General features: G+C 33.6%; 18 protein-coding genes. 14 read left to right on the forward strand and 4 right to left on the reverse strand.

From position 1 onward, the window contains the following. Window positions 1–70: 70 nt before the first annotated feature. The 4 genes from AC5SL9_RS04590 to tmoX form a co-directional block, all read right to left on the reverse strand. A complete protein-coding gene (locus tag AC5SL9_RS04590) occupies window positions 71–619 on the reverse strand; it encodes a hypothetical protein (protein ID WP_011282290.1) in 549 nt (182 codons plus the stop codon). A gap of 11 nt (window positions 620–630) precedes the next feature. Next, on the reverse strand, window positions 631–1,008 hold the full coding sequence (locus AC5SL9_RS04595; protein ID WP_006997988.1) for an MORN repeat-containing protein: 378 nt from the start codon (window positions 1,006–1,008) through the stop codon (window positions 631–633). 34 nt (window positions 1,009–1,042) lie between these two features. Next, complete coding sequence (locus AC5SL9_RS04600; protein WP_006997987.1) at window positions 1,043–1,522, reverse strand: hypothetical protein; 480 nt, start codon at window positions 1,520–1,522, stop codon at window positions 1,043–1,045. Window positions 1,523–1,612: 90 nt separating this feature from the next. After that, window positions 1,613–2,557 carry a trimethylamine N-oxide ABC transporter substrate-binding protein TmoX gene (tmoX, locus tag AC5SL9_RS04605; protein WP_006997986.1) on the reverse strand — a complete coding sequence of 315 codons (945 nt, stop codon included), beginning with the start codon at window positions 2,555–2,557 and terminating at the stop codon, window positions 1,613–1,615. Between the two features lie 115 nt (window positions 2,558–2,672). Between tmoX and AC5SL9_RS04610 the strand changes: the two genes are divergently transcribed. The 14 genes from AC5SL9_RS04610 to glnT all read left to right on the forward strand — a co-directional run bounded on the left by AC5SL9_RS04610 (window position 2,673) and on the right by glnT (window position 18,208). Next, window positions 2,673–5,000: a trimethylamine N-oxide demethylase gene (locus tag AC5SL9_RS04610; RefSeq protein WP_011282291.1), complete on the forward strand. Its 2,328-nt coding sequence runs from the start codon at window positions 2,673–2,675 to the stop codon at window positions 4,998–5,000. A gap of 3 nt (window positions 5,001–5,003) precedes the next feature. Next, on the forward strand, window positions 5,004–5,354 hold the full coding sequence (locus AC5SL9_RS04615; RefSeq protein ID WP_011282292.1) for a hypothetical protein: 351 nt from the start codon (window positions 5,004–5,006) through the stop codon (window positions 5,352–5,354). 99 nt (window positions 5,355–5,453) lie between these two features. Continuing rightward, window positions 5,454–6,782, forward strand: a complete 1,329-nt coding sequence (locus AC5SL9_RS04620) for an NAD(P)/FAD-dependent oxidoreductase (RefSeq protein WP_011282293.1) — start codon at window positions 5,454–5,456, stop codon at window positions 6,780–6,782. Between the two features lie 72 nt (window positions 6,783–6,854). Beyond that, the gene (locus AC5SL9_RS04625; protein ID WP_027307086.1) at window positions 6,855–8,324 is read left to right on the forward strand and encodes a glutamine synthetase family protein; all 1,470 of its coding nucleotides are present in this window, start codon (window positions 6,855–6,857) and stop codon (window positions 8,322–8,324) included. A gap of 24 nt (window positions 8,325–8,348) precedes the next feature. After that, a complete protein-coding gene (locus AC5SL9_RS04630; RefSeq protein WP_011282295.1) occupies window positions 8,349–9,293 on the forward strand; it encodes a class II glutamine amidotransferase in 945 nt (314 codons plus the stop codon). Further along, entirely contained in the window at window positions 9,281–10,135 is an 855-nt protein-coding gene (locus tag AC5SL9_RS04635; RefSeq protein WP_011282296.1) for a GltB/FmdC/FwdC-like GXGXG domain-containing protein, read from the forward strand. The genes AC5SL9_RS04630 and AC5SL9_RS04635 overlap by 13 nt, the downstream gene beginning before the upstream one ends. After that, window positions 10,135–11,559 (forward strand): FMN-binding glutamate synthase family protein, encoded by a 1,425-nt coding sequence (locus AC5SL9_RS04640; RefSeq protein WP_006997979.1) that lies wholly within the window; start codon window positions 10,135–10,137, stop codon window positions 11,557–11,559. Before AC5SL9_RS04635 ends, AC5SL9_RS04640 begins: the two co-directional genes overlap by 1 nt. A 9-nt stretch (window positions 11,560–11,568) precedes the next feature. Further along, window positions 11,569–11,970, forward strand: coding sequence for a hypothetical protein (locus tag AC5SL9_RS04645; protein WP_006997978.1), 402 nt, complete (start codon window positions 11,569–11,571; stop codon window positions 11,968–11,970). 125 nt (window positions 11,971–12,095) lie between these two features. After that, window positions 12,096–13,496, forward strand: a complete 1,401-nt coding sequence (locus tag AC5SL9_RS04650; RefSeq protein WP_011282297.1) for an ammonium transporter — start codon at window positions 12,096–12,098, stop codon at window positions 13,494–13,496. Window positions 13,497–13,507: 11 nt separating this feature from the next. Next, entirely contained in the window at window positions 13,508–13,732 is a 225-nt protein-coding gene (locus tag AC5SL9_RS04655) for a hypothetical protein (protein ID WP_006997976.1), read from the forward strand. Window positions 13,733–13,957: 225 nt separating this feature from the next. Beyond that, window positions 13,958–14,836: a class II glutamine amidotransferase gene (locus tag AC5SL9_RS04660; protein WP_011282298.1), complete on the forward strand. Its 879-nt coding sequence runs from the start codon at window positions 13,958–13,960 to the stop codon at window positions 14,834–14,836. Between the two features lie 3 nt (window positions 14,837–14,839). Next, the gene (locus tag AC5SL9_RS04665; RefSeq protein ID WP_494573880.1) at window positions 14,840–15,520 is read left to right on the forward strand and encodes a GltB/FmdC/FwdC-like GXGXG domain-containing protein; all 681 of its coding nucleotides are present in this window, start codon (window positions 14,840–14,842) and stop codon (window positions 15,518–15,520) included. A 2-nt stretch (window positions 15,521–15,522) separates the two neighbouring features. Then, window positions 15,523–16,839, forward strand: coding sequence for an FMN-binding glutamate synthase family protein (locus tag AC5SL9_RS04670; protein ID WP_494573881.1), 1,317 nt, complete (start codon window positions 15,523–15,525; stop codon window positions 16,837–16,839). 43 nt (window positions 16,840–16,882) lie between these two features. Next, the gene (glnT, locus tag AC5SL9_RS04675; RefSeq protein WP_011282300.1) at window positions 16,883–18,208 is read left to right on the forward strand and encodes a type III glutamate--ammonia ligase; all 1,326 of its coding nucleotides are present in this window, start codon (window positions 16,883–16,885) and stop codon (window positions 18,206–18,208) included. The last annotated feature ends 3 nt before the right edge of the window (window positions 18,209–18,211 follow it).

The raw sequence follows: 18,211 nt of genomic DNA on the forward strand, positions 1-18,211 counted from the left end.
TGTATTAATAAGTTATACGAAATAGAAATAAAATACACTGTATATTATTTTTATTTATTGTTTTTCCTCCTTAAAAATTTTTAATAAAATAAACTCTTGTATCAATACCAGTACTTAAAAAACTTAAAGCTTCACCAGTAACAGTAATTGTTTCATCTATCCCAATGTTATTTCCACTTACCGTATAACCTGTAATACATTTGTTTTTGTCTTTGTCCCATTTAACAAATGTTTCATCAATTAGATTTCCATTCTTAGTATAAATTTCATGTGCCTTAAAATTTAAAAAATTTGCACCCATAATTGCACGTTGTGGAATAAGTTTTGTTGCATTACAAACTGCCTCATACAATTCATCTGTTAATTTAAAATGATTCGTTCCATCAAAAGTTACTAAAATACCTGATGGAAGACTTGATGTCAGTTCACTTAGTTTTCTTTCTTTTGCAATTCTTTCTTCTTCTATTTTCATCTTTTTAACTAATTCATCTCCTTGACCAAAAAAGATATTTAGAGTTACAAAAAATAAAATTACAACAACGGTAACTGAAATAAGACCAACAAATTGATTAAGTGCATGAGGTAAGTTTCTTAATTTATCTAAATATTTTTTTTCCATTATTATTTTAATTATTCTTGTAACTTCCCATTTTTCCAAATTCCTATTTTTTCCTTTCCATCGGACCAGGTAAATTTTCCTTCACCATTCATGAAGCCATTAGTCCATTCCCCATCATAAGTTGAGCCATCAGGAAAAGTTAAAATACCTTGACCACTCCATTCGCTATTTTTAAATTCACCTTTATAAATATAGCCATTTGGCCAAGTTTCAGTTCCATTACCCTCTTTTTGCGTCTGAACCCACTCTCCTTCATAGGTGGTTTTATCTGTGTACACCCATTTTCCAAAGCCGTTTTCACAGTTTCCCTCTTTACATCCGGTACTTCGGGCTAGGGCTATAGATGTGGTTAAAAAACTTAAAATAATACAAATAAGATATTTTTTCATTATTATATTTTACACAAAATTAGATAAAAAAAAATCAGACTTTTTTCTCATTTTTTTTACATGAATAAAAAGAAATATCTTTTTCAGAGTTTTCACTTTTCATGTCTCTTGTAATTTCATGAATTAATTCACCAGATTTTCTATTTATAATTCCTGATTCAGAGTAGTTTTTTTCTTCATCAATAGCTTTAAATAAAACTACGTCTTTGTTTACTATTCTAACTGTTAGTTTTTCTTTTTTTGAAAGAAATGAAGATAATCCATTTATTAAAAGTGTTTTTGGTTGTTTTGCATTGATTTCAAATTTATCTAAATCTTTATCCTCTAAATCCTTAGCTAAAAAAGTTTGATAATTATATTCTGCATTCTTAACTATTTTTTTTTCTAATTCACATACAAAGCTAAGACTAATATTTTCCTCTATATTCACATCTTGTGCTAAAGAAAAATTAAAAACAAATAAACTTATGGAAATGTAAAAAAAATATTTCATAACTTGTATAATTTTTTTCATTAATAATATGAATGTTTCTTGAAAAATTACCTATAAAAAAATCCCCCCCAATAAATATTGGGGGAGATCTTAAATTATTTGTTTATATCCTTATTTAGTAAAAGGAGTCCAAACTGACTTATTATCTGCAAGCCACTTTTTAGCTGCATCTTCGTGAGTCATTTTGTCAACGTCAACTAAAGCAGCCATTGCACCAATGTGACTTGTAGAGAATGACATCTTTTTAAACGTTGCAGCCGCAGCTGGATGAGTTTTTGGAAAGTCTGCATTTACAGCTTTTTTCAAGTAACCATCAGGCGAACCACATTTACCGTCACCACCATCTTCTGGTCTACAACCAGCAGTATATGGAGGGAAGTCTATAAATGTAAAACCAGCACCATCTGTAAAGTTTGGTGTCCAGTTGAATATTATAGTTCCTCTTCCTTCTTTTTCAGCAGCTACTAATTCTGCCCAAAGTGCATCTGCACTTCCAGCAAATTTAACTGTCCAAAGATCTCCTAAGCCTAAAGCATCAACCCTTTGAGGTATCAAATCTCCATGCCAAGTTTGAGGTCCTTCTAACATTCTTCCTTTTCCACCTGAGTCAGGTGTTGTAAAGTTTTTAGCACAAGCTGGATTTTTTAAAGCAGTCCAATCTGGTAGACCTGGACATAATCCTTTTTCAGCAACCCAGTTTGGATATCCCATATCTTCAAGCGTTCGAGCTTCATGATCTCCCCAATCAACTAAACCACCTTTATCAAGCGCTGTAGTAAATGATTTACCAAAAGCAGATTCCCAAACTTCATGAGATAAACTTACATCACCTAGACGAATTGACTCATACACAGCTTGTGAATCAGTATTTACGTATTTTACGTTATTTCCCATACTTTCGAAAATTCCACCAATAACGTGAGCCATTACAATTTGGCTTGACCAGTTATGAGTTGGAATTACGATGGGCTTTTTACTGTCTGCTGCGTTAGAAATTCCAGCGAAACTTACTACTGAAATTACTAGGGCAGACATTAATGATACTATTTTTTTCATTATTCTCTCTCCCTTAATATTAAGTTATAAAAGTATGTTCTCATTTATTAAATTTATAGTCAATCCCTTATGAATATATTATGCTTAAGGTAATTTATCAAAATTTACACTGGCAATGCTACATACTAGTAAAGATATACGAAGTCCTGGTTTAAGAACGTTACCACCTGGAGTTGAAAGATATTTTGTAAGAGGTGGAGGTTTATCAATTATAGAAGTTTTACCAGAAGATAAAATAGAAATAATAAATGAAGAAGGAAAACAAATTTGTGAAATAATTGTTTTTAATTCAAAAGGTAAATCTGATTTATCTATTTTAAATTTAAAAGAAAATTCTAACGCAGATTTTTCAAAAAAAACTATCTCAAACGATGAAAAAATTTCAAAAATTTTAAAGAAAAAAAACTTAAATTTAAGTAATGCTAAAGCATCTATCATTTTTAACGATGATTGCTTGATGGGTGAAAAAATAACACTAACCTCAAAAGATAAATGCATTGTAATGATTGCTGCACCTGGTGATGCAATGAATGTTCATGAACAAAATCCTCCAACAGATTTAACGATTTATTTAAATAAAGCTAAATTTATTGAAACTGATGAACAATTTATCTTACCAGATCCACTTAGTGATCCAATTATAGAACAACTTGTAAAAAGAAGAACTGCTGAAACCTACAGTGTTAAAGCTGGTGAATATATTCAAATAATTGATCCAGGTGGAAGACAGTGTTCTGATTTTTTAGCTTTTGATACACAAAAATTAAATGACGGTATTGAAAGCATTATTGATGATAAAACAACACGAACCTTTATGGGTGGTGCCTACCCTGGGCCAGGATTATTTTCAAAGTTTTATGACGGCGATCATGAAGCTATGATTGAAGTTGTGAGAGATACCGTTGGAAGACATGATACTTTCAATCTTGCTTGCACATCAAAATACTATGAAGACATGGGATATATGGGGCACATAAATTGTACAGATAATTTTAATAATAGGCTGGATAAATATGACATCAATTCTCGAAAAAGCTGGTCTGCAATAAATCTTTTTTTCAATACTGCTATTGACGCTAATAATGTTGCATCTTTTGATGAGCCTTGGTCAAGACCAGGGGATTATGTTTTGTTTAGGGCTTTAAAAGATTTAACTTGTATATCCTCTGCTTGCCCATGTGATGTAGATGCTGCAAATGGCTGGAATCCAACTGATATTTTTGTTAGGACTTATTCAAAGGAAAAAAAATATTCAAAAGCAATAGCATTTAGAATGAAAACAGACTCAGAGCCTAAATTAACACAAGAGACAGGGTTTCATAAAAAAACTTCTGAGCTAACAAGAAATTTTGTTGAGTATAAAGGTTTTTGGCTTGCTAATAATTTTACAAATTCAGGAACAATAAAAGAGTATACGGCTTGTAGAGAAAGTGCGATTGCAACAGACTTATCACCTCTTAGAAAGTTTGAAATTCTTGGACCTGATGCAGAAAATTTAATGCAATACACACTTACTAGAAATGTTAAAAAACTATCTATCGGACAAGTTGTTTATACAGCTATGTGTTATGAAAATGGCTGTATGCTAGATGACGGTACTTTATTTAAATTAGGACAAGATAATTTTAGATGGATCGGTGGAGATGAATACAGTGGTGAATGGTTAAAAGAACAAGCTAAGAAGAAAAATTACAAAGTTTGGATAAAATCTGCAACAGATCATATTCATAACATTGCCGTTCAAGGTCCAAATAGTAGAAAAATTTTAGAAAAGTTTGTATGGACGGCGCCAATCCAACCATCAATCACTGAACTTGAATGGTTCAGATTTAATATTGCAAGAATAGATCATGAAACAGGTACGCCAATTGTTATTTCAAGAACAGGTTACACGGGTGAACTTGGTTATGAAATATGGTGTCATCCAAAAGATGCTGCAGAAGTTTGGGATAAAGTTTGGGAAGCTGGTAAAGAGTTTGATATTACCCCATTAGGTTTAGAAGCTTTAGACATGGTTCGTATAGAAGCTGGCCTTATTTTTTATGGTTATGAGTTTGACGATCAAACAGATCCATTTGAAGCTGGAATTGGTTTTACAGTTCCACTTAAAACTAAGGAAGATGATTTTATAGGTAAAGAAGAATTAATTAAAAGAAAAGCAAATCCACAAAAAAAATTAGTTGGTCTGGAATTAGTAGGTCATGAACCGGCATTACATGGAGATTGTGTTCATGTAGGTCGTGGTCAAGTAGGTGTAATAACAAGTGGAATGCTATCCCCTAAACTTGGAAAAAATATTGCGCTTTGTAGAATAGATGTAAAATATTCTGAGATTGGAACTGAAGTTGAAATTGGTAAACTTGATGGTCATCAAAAAAGAATTGGAGCGAAAGTTGTACCTTTTCCTTTCTACGATCCAACAAAATCAAGAGTTAGAGCGTAATAAATGCCTAATAACAGTAAAGATCTTTTAAGTTTTTGGGAAGACCAAATGAAGCAATCCCATACTTCAAGCAACTATTTTTTTAGAAAATCCCCTTCTCATTATCATATGATGCTACTTGTAATGTCAGCTTACAAACATAATGAAAAGTTATCTGTTGAAGGGCTAAAGACAAAACTATTCAAAACTTCTAGACCAAAATCTGCATTGATTATTAATGAAGCTTGTGAAAAAGGATTCTTTCGTCTTGAAAAGACTTCAACTGACCAGCGAATAAAAAACATAGTGCCTAGTGAGACTTTTATTAATGAGTTTAAAGAATATTTAAATACACTGCAAAAGTTAAGTTATTAGTCACTTTTTAAAAAAATCTATAATATATAATTTATATATATAATTTATAGATCTATAAAAAATTGTATTTTTTTTTATCCAAAAAAATATTGTTTTGCTATGTCAACTTTACCAAAAAAAGCAAAAGTCGTAATTATAGGTGGTGGGATTCATGGCTTAAGTACAGCATGGAAACTTTCTGAAACTTATAAAAACGAAAATGACATAGTTGTTCTAGAAAAAAAAGATATCGCAGCAGGTGCAAGTGGAATTGCTTGTGGTGTTGTTAGAAATAATTATTTTCAGCCCGCTATGAGAGAATTAATGGCTCACTCAGTATCGGTTTGGGAAAGTGATCCCAAAGCATTTAAATATAACTCTGTCGGTTATTTGCAAATTTCACCGGAAGTTATGCACGAAGATGTTGCTTCAATAGCTAAACAACAAAAAGCAATAGGATATGATTCAGAATTTATAGAAGGTGAAGCAGACTGCATGAAGTATATGAAAAATATGTTTGGTGACTGGCAAGCTCAAGGGATAACTTCAGTTCTTCATGAAAAAAAAGGTGGTTATGCATTTAATAAAGATTCTATAAAAGCGCTTGAAGAAAAATCAACATCAAATGGGGTCAAGGTTGTTAAAGGGGTAACTGTTACAGGTTTTAAAAGAGGTAGTAACAGTAAAGCTGTTACAGGTGTTGAAACAGACAAAGGTATTATTGAGTGCGATCAAGTTGTTGTTGGTGCTGGTCCTTGGGTGAGAGATTTTTGGAATATGCTAGAGCTACCAAAAACTGCAAAAATTAAAGATAAAGATGGTAAATTTCATGAAACTGAAATGTGGAAATACTGGATGCTACAGGAAGGTGTAATTGGTGTTGATGAGGATTTTTTAAAAATGGATAATGGTGGTCAACCACCTGTAATTCATGTCGATTCTACGGCTCCTTTATATTCTGATAAAACAAAAAAATTAATTACTGATAAAATTTGGGGAATTTATTATAAACCTGATATCGAAGGTTTGGGAGTACAAGGTGGAACGTCACCCTACATAGTTGATAAACATTTTGATAAAGTTAATGTTGACCCCTATGGAATTGAGTCTCCTGAATTTCAAACTACAGAAGAGTTTAATGATATGTGGTGCTCAGCTTTAGCTCATTGTCAAAAAAGATTTGAAGGAAAATCTGATCTTTATAGAAAAGGCCCTTCAGGTGGACTTGGTTGCATGACCCCTGACTCATTTCCAATTTTTGATAAATTTTTAGAAAATGTTTACATGATTGCTGATGCTAACCACGGTTACAAAATGATTGGTGTTGGTGAACTTGTTGCAAAAGAAATTCTTGGAACTGAAAGTGATTTATTAAAACCGTTTAGATTCAACCGTTACGAGAAAGGTGAACTTCACCCAACTTCTAACAGTCCGTTCCCTTGGAGTTAAACTTCAAGCCTAGACACTAATAAATTTTTCAGTTACGGTTCGTTAAATAAAAATTCATTAGAGGGAGAGATAATGACAGATTTAGATAGACACGTAAGACAACCTGGTAGAGACAAATTAGTAAAGCAAGTTAGAGCTAAGATTAATGAGCTAGGTGTTGAATATATTTTTTTTCAATTTATTTCAGTAACTGGAAGAGTTGTAGGTAAAGGTATTCCTACTGATCACTGGGAAAGAACTTGCGAAAAAGGTTTTCAATTAGTTTACGGTGCTACAGCTAACTTATTTGTTGATCGTCATGGAGATTATATTGGTTATGGTCCAGAAGCAAAAGAGCTAGTTGGTATTCCTGATCCTGAAACTTTTTGCCAACTCCCTTGGGATAAAAAAGTTGCAAGAGTGTTTGTTACTTGCTTTAGAAATAGAGAAGAAAGAGAAAACCCAGGTGCACACTTAACTTCAGACTGCCGTGGAAATTTAAGAATACACGCTCAAGAATTTAAAAAGAAACACGGCTACCAATTAAGAGTTGGAACAGAGCCTGAAATGATGTGGTTAACTAAAAATGAAGATGGTTCACCAACAGGTAAAGGTTTTTCTAAACCCTACTGCTATCATATTGATCAATTCGAGTCGTTAAGACCAGTATTTATGAAAGTTTTTGAATACGCTAGAGCAATGGGCTTTGACATGATTCAAGGTGATCATGAGGATGCACCAGGACAATTAGAATTAAACTGGATGTATGATGACGTATTAAGAAATGCAGATAGACTTTCAACTTATAGACAAATTTGTGCTCAAGTTGCAAGAGAGTTTAATTTGATAGCTTGCTTTATGACAAAACCTTTTATGGGAGTGTCAGCAAGTGGTTGTCATACTAATATGTCTTTGTGGAAAGGTGGAAAAGATAAAGTTAATAAATTATCCCACAAATCAATACCAGCGATGGATGAAGTTTTCACTTATGTTGAAGGTGGAACTAATTACTTTATGCCTGATACTAAAGATATTCAGTTACCAGGTAAGGTTGGATTAAAAGCAATTGGTGGAGTAATGAAACATTTAGGTGCATTAACTGCAATTGGATCATCAACTGTAAACTCTTATAGAAGATTATGGGATACAGGTTTTTGGGCTCCTGTTTATGCTGATTGGGGATTTCAAAACAGAACATGTGGATTAAGAGTTTCTGCACCAGGAAGATTTGAATATCGTTCAGTTGACTCAATGCATAATCCTTACTTGATGGGTTCAGGATTATTGAAATGTTTTGATGATGGGATAACAAATAATATTGATCCAGGAAAACCAGAATCTAGAAGTATGTACGATGCTCAGGCAGCTGGTAAAGAAGTTAAAAAATTACCTTTAAGTCTAGGTGAAGCTTTAGATCGTCTGGCAGAAGATGAAGTGATCAAAGCAGCTATGCCAGATGAAATGTATAAAGTTTTCCATTGGTATAAAAATGATGAATGGGAAAGATTTTTAGGGGCAACAACTCAGTGGGACTTAGATACTTATCTAGATTGTCTACCGTAATCTTTAATAAAATAGGGGAAATATATGTGTGGAATAGCAGGATTAATACATAGAGGAAAATCATCCAATGTAGGAAGTGAGCTACAAGGAATGCTTCAAGCTTTAAAACATAGAGGAGAAGATTCTACAGGTTATGCTTTGTATGGAGATACTGATGGTAAAAATTTTATCATGCGTTTTAAAGTTGGAGAAAATGTTGGTGAAGGAAGTTCATCCATAATGGAAGATGTTTCTGTTTATGACAAAAGAAAGAAAATTGTTGATCAATATTTATCTGAACTAGGTGCTAAAATAGTAAAAGAGGAAAGAATTTTACCCTACTCTTTGAGATATGAGCTTGATTATGATGTAAAAGATCTACTAGAATTTTCACAAAAGATTGAAAGTATTCCAGGTGTTGAAATTTTATCTATGGGAAAATCCTTAGAGGTAATTAAAGATTTAGGAAATGCTCAAATGGTTCTTGATAGGTATGATTTAGGTAAAGTAGTTGGAACTCATGCAATTGGCCATGCAAGAATGGCTACAGAATCTGGTGTAGATATTAAATCAGCCCACCCTTTTTGGGGTTATCCTTTCAGTGATGTATCAGTAGTTCATAACGGTCAGTTAACTAACTATTGGAACAATAGAAGAATGCTTGAAAATAAAGGCATGAGATTTATGTCTGAGTGCGATTCAGAATTAATAGCGGTTTATATTGCTCAAAAAATGAAAGAAGGAGCAAGCCTTGAAGAGGGCATGAAAGCTTCATTAACAGGTCTTGATGGAGTGTTTACATATTTTGTTGCAACTAAAGATTCTTTAGGAATGGCAAAAGATACTATGGCTGCAAAACCTTTGGTTCTTTATGAGTCAGATGATTTAGTGGCAATGGGCTCAGAAGAAATAGCAATCAGATCAGTTCTACCACAAGAGATAGATACATATGATCCATTTGATGGAGAGGTAAAAGTATGGCAAATTTAAAGAATACAGAGAAAAAAACTAAAGCCCAGTCAATGGGTATGCACTCAGAAGTTTTAACAGGAAGAACTCAACAAAAGTTTTTTAATCCTGATGAAGGTGAAAACCTTTATTATTTTGGAACTTACGATGTAGATTTTAATAAAAGAACAGAGCTAGATGTTAAAGATATGACAGCTCCAGAAGCTAATAAAGAAATTGATAACTTAATGAGCCAAGGATTTGGCACAATTGTTATTAAAAACCCTCAAGGTAAACATAGTTTAGGGGTTGGTATTTTAAATAAATTAAATTTAATTTTTGAGGGAAGTTTAGGTTATTTTGGTATGGGTTCATGTGATGGACCTACTGTTAGAATTAATGGTAGAGTTGGTTGGTCTTGTGCAGAAAACTTAATGGCAGGAAAAGTTGTTATAGAGAAAAATGCAGGGTCTTGCTTTGGTGCCGCTATAAGAGGTGGTGATTTAATTTGCAAAGGAAGTGTTGGTGCAAGAACTGGAATTGACATGAAGGGTGGAACTATCATTGTTGGTGGTGATGCTGGAGCGTTCACTGGTTTTATGATGCAAAGAGGAAGAATAATTATTCTTGGTGATGTTGGAATAAACTTAGGTGACTCTATGTATGATGGCACAATCTTTATTGGTGGAAAAATAGGATCATTTGGAAGTGATGCTGTGCCTGCTGATCTAACTGCTAGTGATCAAGATTGGTTAAAACGAAAATTAAAAGTTGCAGAAATTGGTGAAAAATTTGATGTTAGTAAAATGACTAAAATTGTAGCTGGTAAAAAACTTTGGAACTATGACAATCTAGAACCTCATGAAAAGAAAGGAGCTATCTAATGGCTAAAAAGAAAACAAAAAAAAATGAAAAAAAATTAAAAAAAGCTAAAGGTAGTGTTGGTGGAAAAGCTGATGTTCATGCACATGAAGATGGTAAAAGAAATAAAAGTCTATTAGGTCACAATGCTATTTTTACTCCTGAAGTTATAGACGATATTCACATCAAAGCTCAACTTGGAAGATACAGAATGCGTGGAATGGCATTAATGAAAAAAATTCCAACATTTGATGATTTAGTATTCCTACCAGGAACTCTTACTAGATTTGTAATTGAAGGTTATAGAGAAAAATGTGAAACAAAAACTATTATCGGTCCTAATTGTGAGAACCCGATTGAACTAGATATACCAGTATATATTACAGGTATGAGTTTTGGTGCGCTTTCTTATGAAGCTAAAACTGCTTTAGCAAGAGGAGCAACAATGGCTGGAAGTGCTACTTGTTCAGGAGAGGGTGGAATGATTCCAGATGAAAGAAGATATTCTGAAAAATGGTACTATCAATGTATTCAATCAAGATACGGGTTTAACCCTCACCACGCTCAACTTGCTGATGCAATAGAAGTGTTTATTGGTCAAGGACAAAAAGTTGGAATGGGTGGACATTTAATGGGTCAAAAAGTTACTGATCAAGTTGCAGAAATGAGATCTTTACCATCTGGTATTGATCAAAGATCTCCAGCAAGACACCCCGACTGGCTAGGTCCAGATGATTTAGCTTTAAAAGTTGAAGAATTAAGACAACTTACAAAAAACAAAGTACCAATTCAGTTAAAACTAGGTGCATCAAAAGTTTATGATGATGTTCGTATGGCTGCAAAATGTAATCCTGACTCAATCTTTTTAGATGGTATGGAAGGTTCAACTGGAGCTGGTCCACATATAGCTGCTGCAAATACTGGTATCCCAGGAATTGCTGCAATCAGAGAAGCAAGAAGAGCTATTGATGATGTGGGTAAAACTGGACAGGTAACTTTAATTTATGCAGGTGGTATTAGAGATGGTGCTGATATGGCGAAGGCTTTAGCCTTAGGTGCTGATGCAATAGCAATTGGAACTGGTGCTTTAATAGCCTTAAACTGCAATAAAGATATTCCAGAAGCAAACTTTGAAAAAGAAATGGGTGTTAAGGCTGGTGACTGTTATCACTGCCACACTGGTCGTTGTCCAGTTGGTGTTGCAACCCAAGATCCTAAATTAAGAGCTAGATTAAATCCTGATGATGCTGCTTTAAGAGTTTATAATTACTTGCATGCAATGACATTAGAGGCTCAACTTTTAGCAAGAGCTTGTGGTAAAACTAATATTCACTCATTAGAACCAGAGGATTTAGCTGCACTAACAATGGAAGCTTCTGCACTAGCAAAAGTTCCTTTAACAGGAACCAACTTCACTGTTGGTGTTGATAACTATCACAAAATATAAGAGGTAAATATGGTTAAGAAAAAAACGAAAATAAAAGTAAAAAAAGAAAATCTAGGTGGAAAGTCTAAAGAAACTGCTAGAGAAAAAATGATTGGGCAACATATTGGTTATAGATATGATGTTAACTTACTCCCTGATTATAAAAAAATCACTCCATTCTTAAAAAAGTATATTGAAGCAATGGGATGGGATGATCTTAATTGGCTAGAAGATATACACATGGGTTATGAAGAAGATAGACCTGCTGTATTTTGTAGAAATGCAAATGGCTGGGTTACAATTCCAAAATCAATCAAATTGCCAAACAACCAACAAGACAGAGATATGATCGCAAGAGAGCTTTTAGTTAAGTTTCAAATGTCTAAAAAACACCCTCTTGTTGATTTGAAAAAAGCTTACCTTAAGTTTTAGTACCTCAATCAAAGGTTGATTATTTTTCAAAACTTGTAGTTATTACTTGCTTATTTAAGCAATGTATAGTTTGTCACGTCTCTATAAATTTTATAGTCTTTCTTAAAACTAATAGGAGAGAGATTATGGATGATCAATTAGGCGCTCTTACAGTTATATTTACAGAATTTTACTACTGGGTAACAGTGGTATTAATGTTCCTGATTCACGTCGGGTTTTGTATGTATGAAGTTGGAGCCTCACGATACAAGCATCACCAACATACTTTAATGAAAAATACCATGGTAATACCACTAGTAACGGTAACCTGGTTTTTCTTTGGTTGGTGGATTTACTGGGCATTCCCAACAGGACCGGGAATAGCACCTTCAATAATGAATGAGAGTTCAGCATTAATTACTGATGAAAGTACTTTTAGTGCGAAATGGTATGTGGCAAATACTGAATTTATGGCTGTCAACTTAGGTGACCGTATAAGTGGAGTATTCTGGGCTGCATTCTTACTATTTTCATGGACAGCTGCTTCAATTGTTTCTGGAGCAATCATTGAAAGAATTACAACTTTTGCATTTGGTATTTTAGCAATTGCAATTGGTTCGTGTTTCTGGGTAATTGATGCTGCTTGGGGATGGCACTTTGATGGATGGATGCTTAAAATTTTAGGGTATCATGACGCTTATGCATCAGGAGTAATTCACGCAATTGCGGGTGGATTTGCTTTAGGTGTTCTAATCGTACTAGGACCTAGAATTGGAAAATTCTCATCAAGTGGTGAACCAAGAAATATAGGACCAAGAAATCCATGGCTAGTTACAGTTGGATTATTTTTAATCTATACTGGTTTCTGGGGATTTTATGCGGCATGTAATATACCAATATTTGATCTTGGACCTGAGTATGGAATGGAAGGTGTCACATACTGGACAGCAACAAACATATATGTAACCCCAACCACACTGAGTGGAATAACCTATAACTTCTTGATGTCACTATCAGGTGGATTATTGGCTGGATACGTGGTCGCTAAAGGTGATCCATTCTGGACTTACTCAAGTGGACTGGCTGGTATCATCTGTGCATCTGCAGGTAATGATTTGTATCACCCGATACAAGCAATGCTTATTGGTGCAATCGGTGTAGTTATTTCATATAAAATGCATTACTGGGTTGAACGTAAGTTCAAAATTGATGATGCAGTTGGTGCAGTAGCAGTGCATGGTTATGCAGGGTTTGTTGGTCTTGTAATTTGTGGATTTGTTTTAAATGGCTATCCTTCATCTGGATACAGTGTTGGAGCTATGTGGGACGGATCAACTTATGCATCAATCAATCCACTGGGACAATTCCTTGGAGCAATTATAATGTTCGGAGTTCTTGGAATGTTACCAGGTTATGTTTTAGCTAGAATACTAAGCGCATTTGGCAAATTAAGAATACCACGTGAAGTTGAAATAGCTGGACTAGACTATGAAATAATGGAGGACGATAGAGAAGCTGAAAAAGCGGTCGCCTCTGCAACTAGGTAAAGGAGAAAAATATGGCTACAGTTACAAACTGGATAGATCATTTAAGTGCAGAAGAGGTTGTCGGAGCCATTTATCCGGGAGCTGGATCCACTGAAACTTTGCTAGTTATTCTTGGTGTAGTTTTTTGGATTGGGTGGCATGTCATCACAGCTAAATCTGAGAGTGAAAAACTCTCAAGATTAGCTAAGAAAAGACATGGTGCAAATGATCATAAAAGCAATATTACCGACTGGTAATATTAAATAAACTTTGGGCGCTGCTTAATTGTGGCGCCCTTTTTTTTATAAAAATTCTATATGAATGAGAATAATCAAGAAAATCAAAGACCAAGTAAGATGAGAGGTGTTGTTTTTCCAAAAGCAAAGTACGGAGTAATAGCAGCTATCATCATCATTGTAGTGGGAAATATTTTCTACTATAAGGAATTCTTACTATCTTTAATAAAATAAACTTAAAAATTTATGTGTGGAATTGTAGGGATTTATCTTAAAACAAAGAAATACGAAAAAGATCTTGGTAAATTTTTATCTGGAATGCTTGATGGTATGGCGACTAGAGGCCCTGATAGTGCTGGATTTGCAATATATACAAAGCAAAATAAAAATAAATTTAAATACTCTATTTGTTTAAATCAATTAACAGATAAAGAATTTAAAAAAAAAATATCTAAATTTTTAAAAAAAATAACACTTAAAACTTTTTCGGATCATGTAATTCTTGAAACAGAGGAAAAACCCAAAAAGGTATTAGAAATCCTAGATACTAAATTAAAAGAAGTTTCTTTGGTGGGCTATGGTAAAAGTATTAATATTTTTAAACAAACAGGAAACCCTAAAGATGTCGTTAGAAAATTTAAATTATCTTCTTTTTCAGGAACTCATGCAATAGGCCATACTAGAATGGCAACAGAGAGTGCAATTACAACTCAAGGTTCTCACCCCTACTCTACATCAGAAGATGAGTGCTTGGTTCATAATGGATCTCTTTCAAATCATAACAACGTACGAAGGTCTTTAAAAAAAGAAGGTCAGAAATTTAATTCAGAAAATGATACTGAGGTTGCGGCTGGTTACATCTCTAATCAAATTTCAAAAGGAGAAAATCTAGAAGAAACCCTAAAAAATAGCCTAAAAGATTTAGATGGTTTCTACACCTTTATAGCTGGTACTAAAGATGGTTTTGCATTGTTGAGAGATGAAATAGCTTGCAAGCCAGCAGTTGTTGCAGAAACAAAAGATTATGTAGCGGTTGCTTCAGAATTTCAATGTATGGCGCACTTGCCAAATGTAAACACAGCTAAAATTTTTGAACCAAAACCAGGTATTGTTTATCACTGGTAAATTATGAATTTAGATCTAAATAAAAAAAAACTAAGAGAAATTAATCAACTACTACAAAACGTTGGTAGAGAAAAAAATAACAGAAGTTTCCAAATTTTAAATCCCCAAGGTCAACACGCTATTTGTGCAGGTTTAAAAGATGATATTGAAGTTTCAATAAAAGGACACACTGGCTATTATTGTGCTGGGATGAATAAAAATGCTTCTATTACCGTACACGGAAATGTTGGAACGGGTGTAGCTGAAAACATGATGTCTGGTAAAGTAATTATCAAAGGCAATGCTTCGCAGTCTGCTGGTGCCACCGGACATGGGGGCTCTTTAATTATTGAAGGAGATGCAAGTTCAAGATGTGGAATTTCAATGAAGGGTATTAATATTATAGTGAAAGGATCTGTTGGTCATATGTCAGCATTTATGGCTCAAAAAGGTAACTTAATTATATTTGGAGATGCTGATGCTGATCTTGGAGATTCAATTTATGAGGCAAAAATATTTGTTAAAGGTAAAGTTAAAAGTTTAGGAGCTGATTGTATTGAAAAAAAAATGGACGATAAAAATATAAAAGAATTAAATAAAATATTTAAAGATCTAAATATATCTGAAGATGCTAAAATGTTTAAAAGATATGGATCCGCAAGAAATTTATATAATTTTAAAATAGATAACGTGAGTTCTTATTAATTATGAAAAAAGATTTAAAAGAGTTTAAAACATTTCCATCTTCAACAATTAAAGAAATTCAAAGAGCAGCTAAAGAAGGAATTTATCAAATTAGAGGGTTGGGTGCTAAAAGAAAAGTTCCAAACTTTGACGATTTAGTATTTTTAGGTGCTTCAATGTCTAGGTACCCGTTGGAAGGTTATAGAGAAAAATGTAATACCTCTGTAATACTTGGAGATCGGTTTGCAAAAAATCCTATTAAATTAGATATACCAATTACTATTGCTGGAATGAGTTTTGGAGCTTTAGGTGCTAATGCCAAGGAAGCTTTAGGTAGAGGTGCTTCTGCTATGGGAACTTCTACAACTACAGGTGATGGAGGTATGACAAAAGAAGAAAGAGAATCCTCTAAATATCTAGTATATCAATTATTACCTTCTCGATACGGCATGAATCCGGATGATCTAAGAAAAGCTGATGCTATAGAAATAGTTGTAGGACAAGGTGCAAAGCCTGGTGGTGGTGGAATGCTTCTTGGACAAAAAATTAATAAAAGAGTTGCGGGTATGAGAACTTTGCCTGAAGGTATAGATCAAAGAAGTGCTTGCAGACACCCTGATTGGACTGGACCTGATGATTTGGAAATAAAAATTCAGGAGTTAAGAGAAATTACCAATTGGGAAAAACCAATTTATATAAAAGTTGGAGCAGCAAGACCTTACTACGATACAACTTTAGCAATAAAAGCTGGTGCTGATGTTGTTGTGTTAGATGGAATGCAAGGCGGAACCGCTGCAACACAAGATGTTTTTATAGAACATGTGGGTATACCAACACTTGGTGCGTTAAGAGAATCTGTAGATGCTTTAAAAGAATTAAAAATGCATAGAAAAGTTCAATTAATTGTTTCTGGTGGAATTAGAACTGGTGCTGATGTTGCAAAAGCAATTGCAATGGGGGCAGATGCTGTATCAATAGGATCTGCAGCTATGATGGCATTAAATTGTAATGCTGATCTATATAGAAAAGATTATGAAAAACTTGGAACAGAACCTGGTTATTGTCATCACTGTCATACAGGAAAATGTCCTGTTGGTGTTGCTACACAAGATCCTATACTAGAAAAAAGACTTAATCCTATAGAGGGTGGAAAAAGATTAAAAAATTATTTATCCACATTAACCCTAGAGTTGCAAACATTGGCAAGAGCAAATGGAAAATCAGATGTAAGAAATTTAGAACCTGAAGATTTAGCAGCTTTAACAGTAGAAGCTGCAGCAATGGCAAGAGTTCCACTGGCTGGAACAGATTGGATACCAGGACTAAAAAATAAAAAATAGTATTGTGAAGACTAATTAACAGTTGTAAATTAAGAAATAAAATATGCCTATTAATTTATCTAAAATTGCTAAAGCTAAAAAAATAAAATATTTTTTGATTAGTTTTGTAGATTTTTTTGGTGTCTTGAGATCAAAATTAGTACCAGCACAAGCGATTGCAGACATGCAAAAAAATGGGGCCGGTTTTGCAGGTTTTGCAACTTGGCTAGATATGTCTCCTGCAGATGGGGATATGTTTGCTCTACCAGATCCTAAAAGTTTAATTCAATTACCTTGGAACAAAGAAATTGGCTGGTTAGCTTCTGATTTATATATGTATGGTAAGCCTGTTAAGGCTTCACCTAGAGTAATGCTCAAAGAGCAAATTAATAAATTAGATAAAAAAGATTTGGTCATGAAGTCAGGTGTAGAGTGTGAATATTTTTTGATATCAGAAGATGGGAGTAAAATTGCTGATGCAAGAGACACTCAATCAAAACCTTGTTACGATCAGTCTGCTTTAATGAGGAGATATGATTTAATCAAAGAAATATGTGATAGCATGATTACTATGGGTTGGAACCCATACCAAAATGATCATGAAGATGCTAATGGCCAGTTTGAAATGAATTGGGATTATACAGATTGTTTAACTACTGCTGATAGACATGTATTCTTTAAATATATGGTGAAATCATTAGCTGAAAAACATGGTCTTAGAGCAACATTTATGCCAAAACCTTTTAGCAATCTAACTGGTAATGGCTGTCATGCTCACATTTCTTTATGGAATGGAAAAATTAATAAATTTCTAGATAATGGAGACAAATTAGGTTTGAGCAAATTAGCATATAATTTTCTAGGTGGAATTATGAAACTTACTCAGCCTTTAACTGCTTTTTTTAATCCGACAATTAATAGCTATAGAAGAATAAATGCACCACCAACAAAATCAGGAGCTACATGGTCACCTAGTAGTATTTCTTATACAGGAAATAATAGAACTCATATGATAAGAATTCCTGATAAAGGTAGATTTGAATTAAGGTTAATGGATGGAGCAGTAAATCCTTATTTACTTCAAGCTGGAGTAATAGCTGCTGGTTTACATGGAATAAATAATAAAATAGATCCTGGTGAACCTTTATCTTGTAATATGTACACTGATCATAAAAATTACCCTCACCTAAAAAAATTACCTGACATAATTGAAGATGCATTAGATCAACTAGAAAATAGTAAAGAAATTAAGGAAGCATTTGGCGGTGATACTATTAAAAGCTATCTAAAGTTAAAAAGGTCTGAAATTAATGATTTTAATCAAGAAGAAAAATTTGATAAAAAAAGTTCGGTAACTCACTGGGAAAAAAATAGCACTCTTGATTGTTAATAA

This window comes from Candidatus Pelagibacter sp. PS_37 (genome assembly GCF_059417825.1).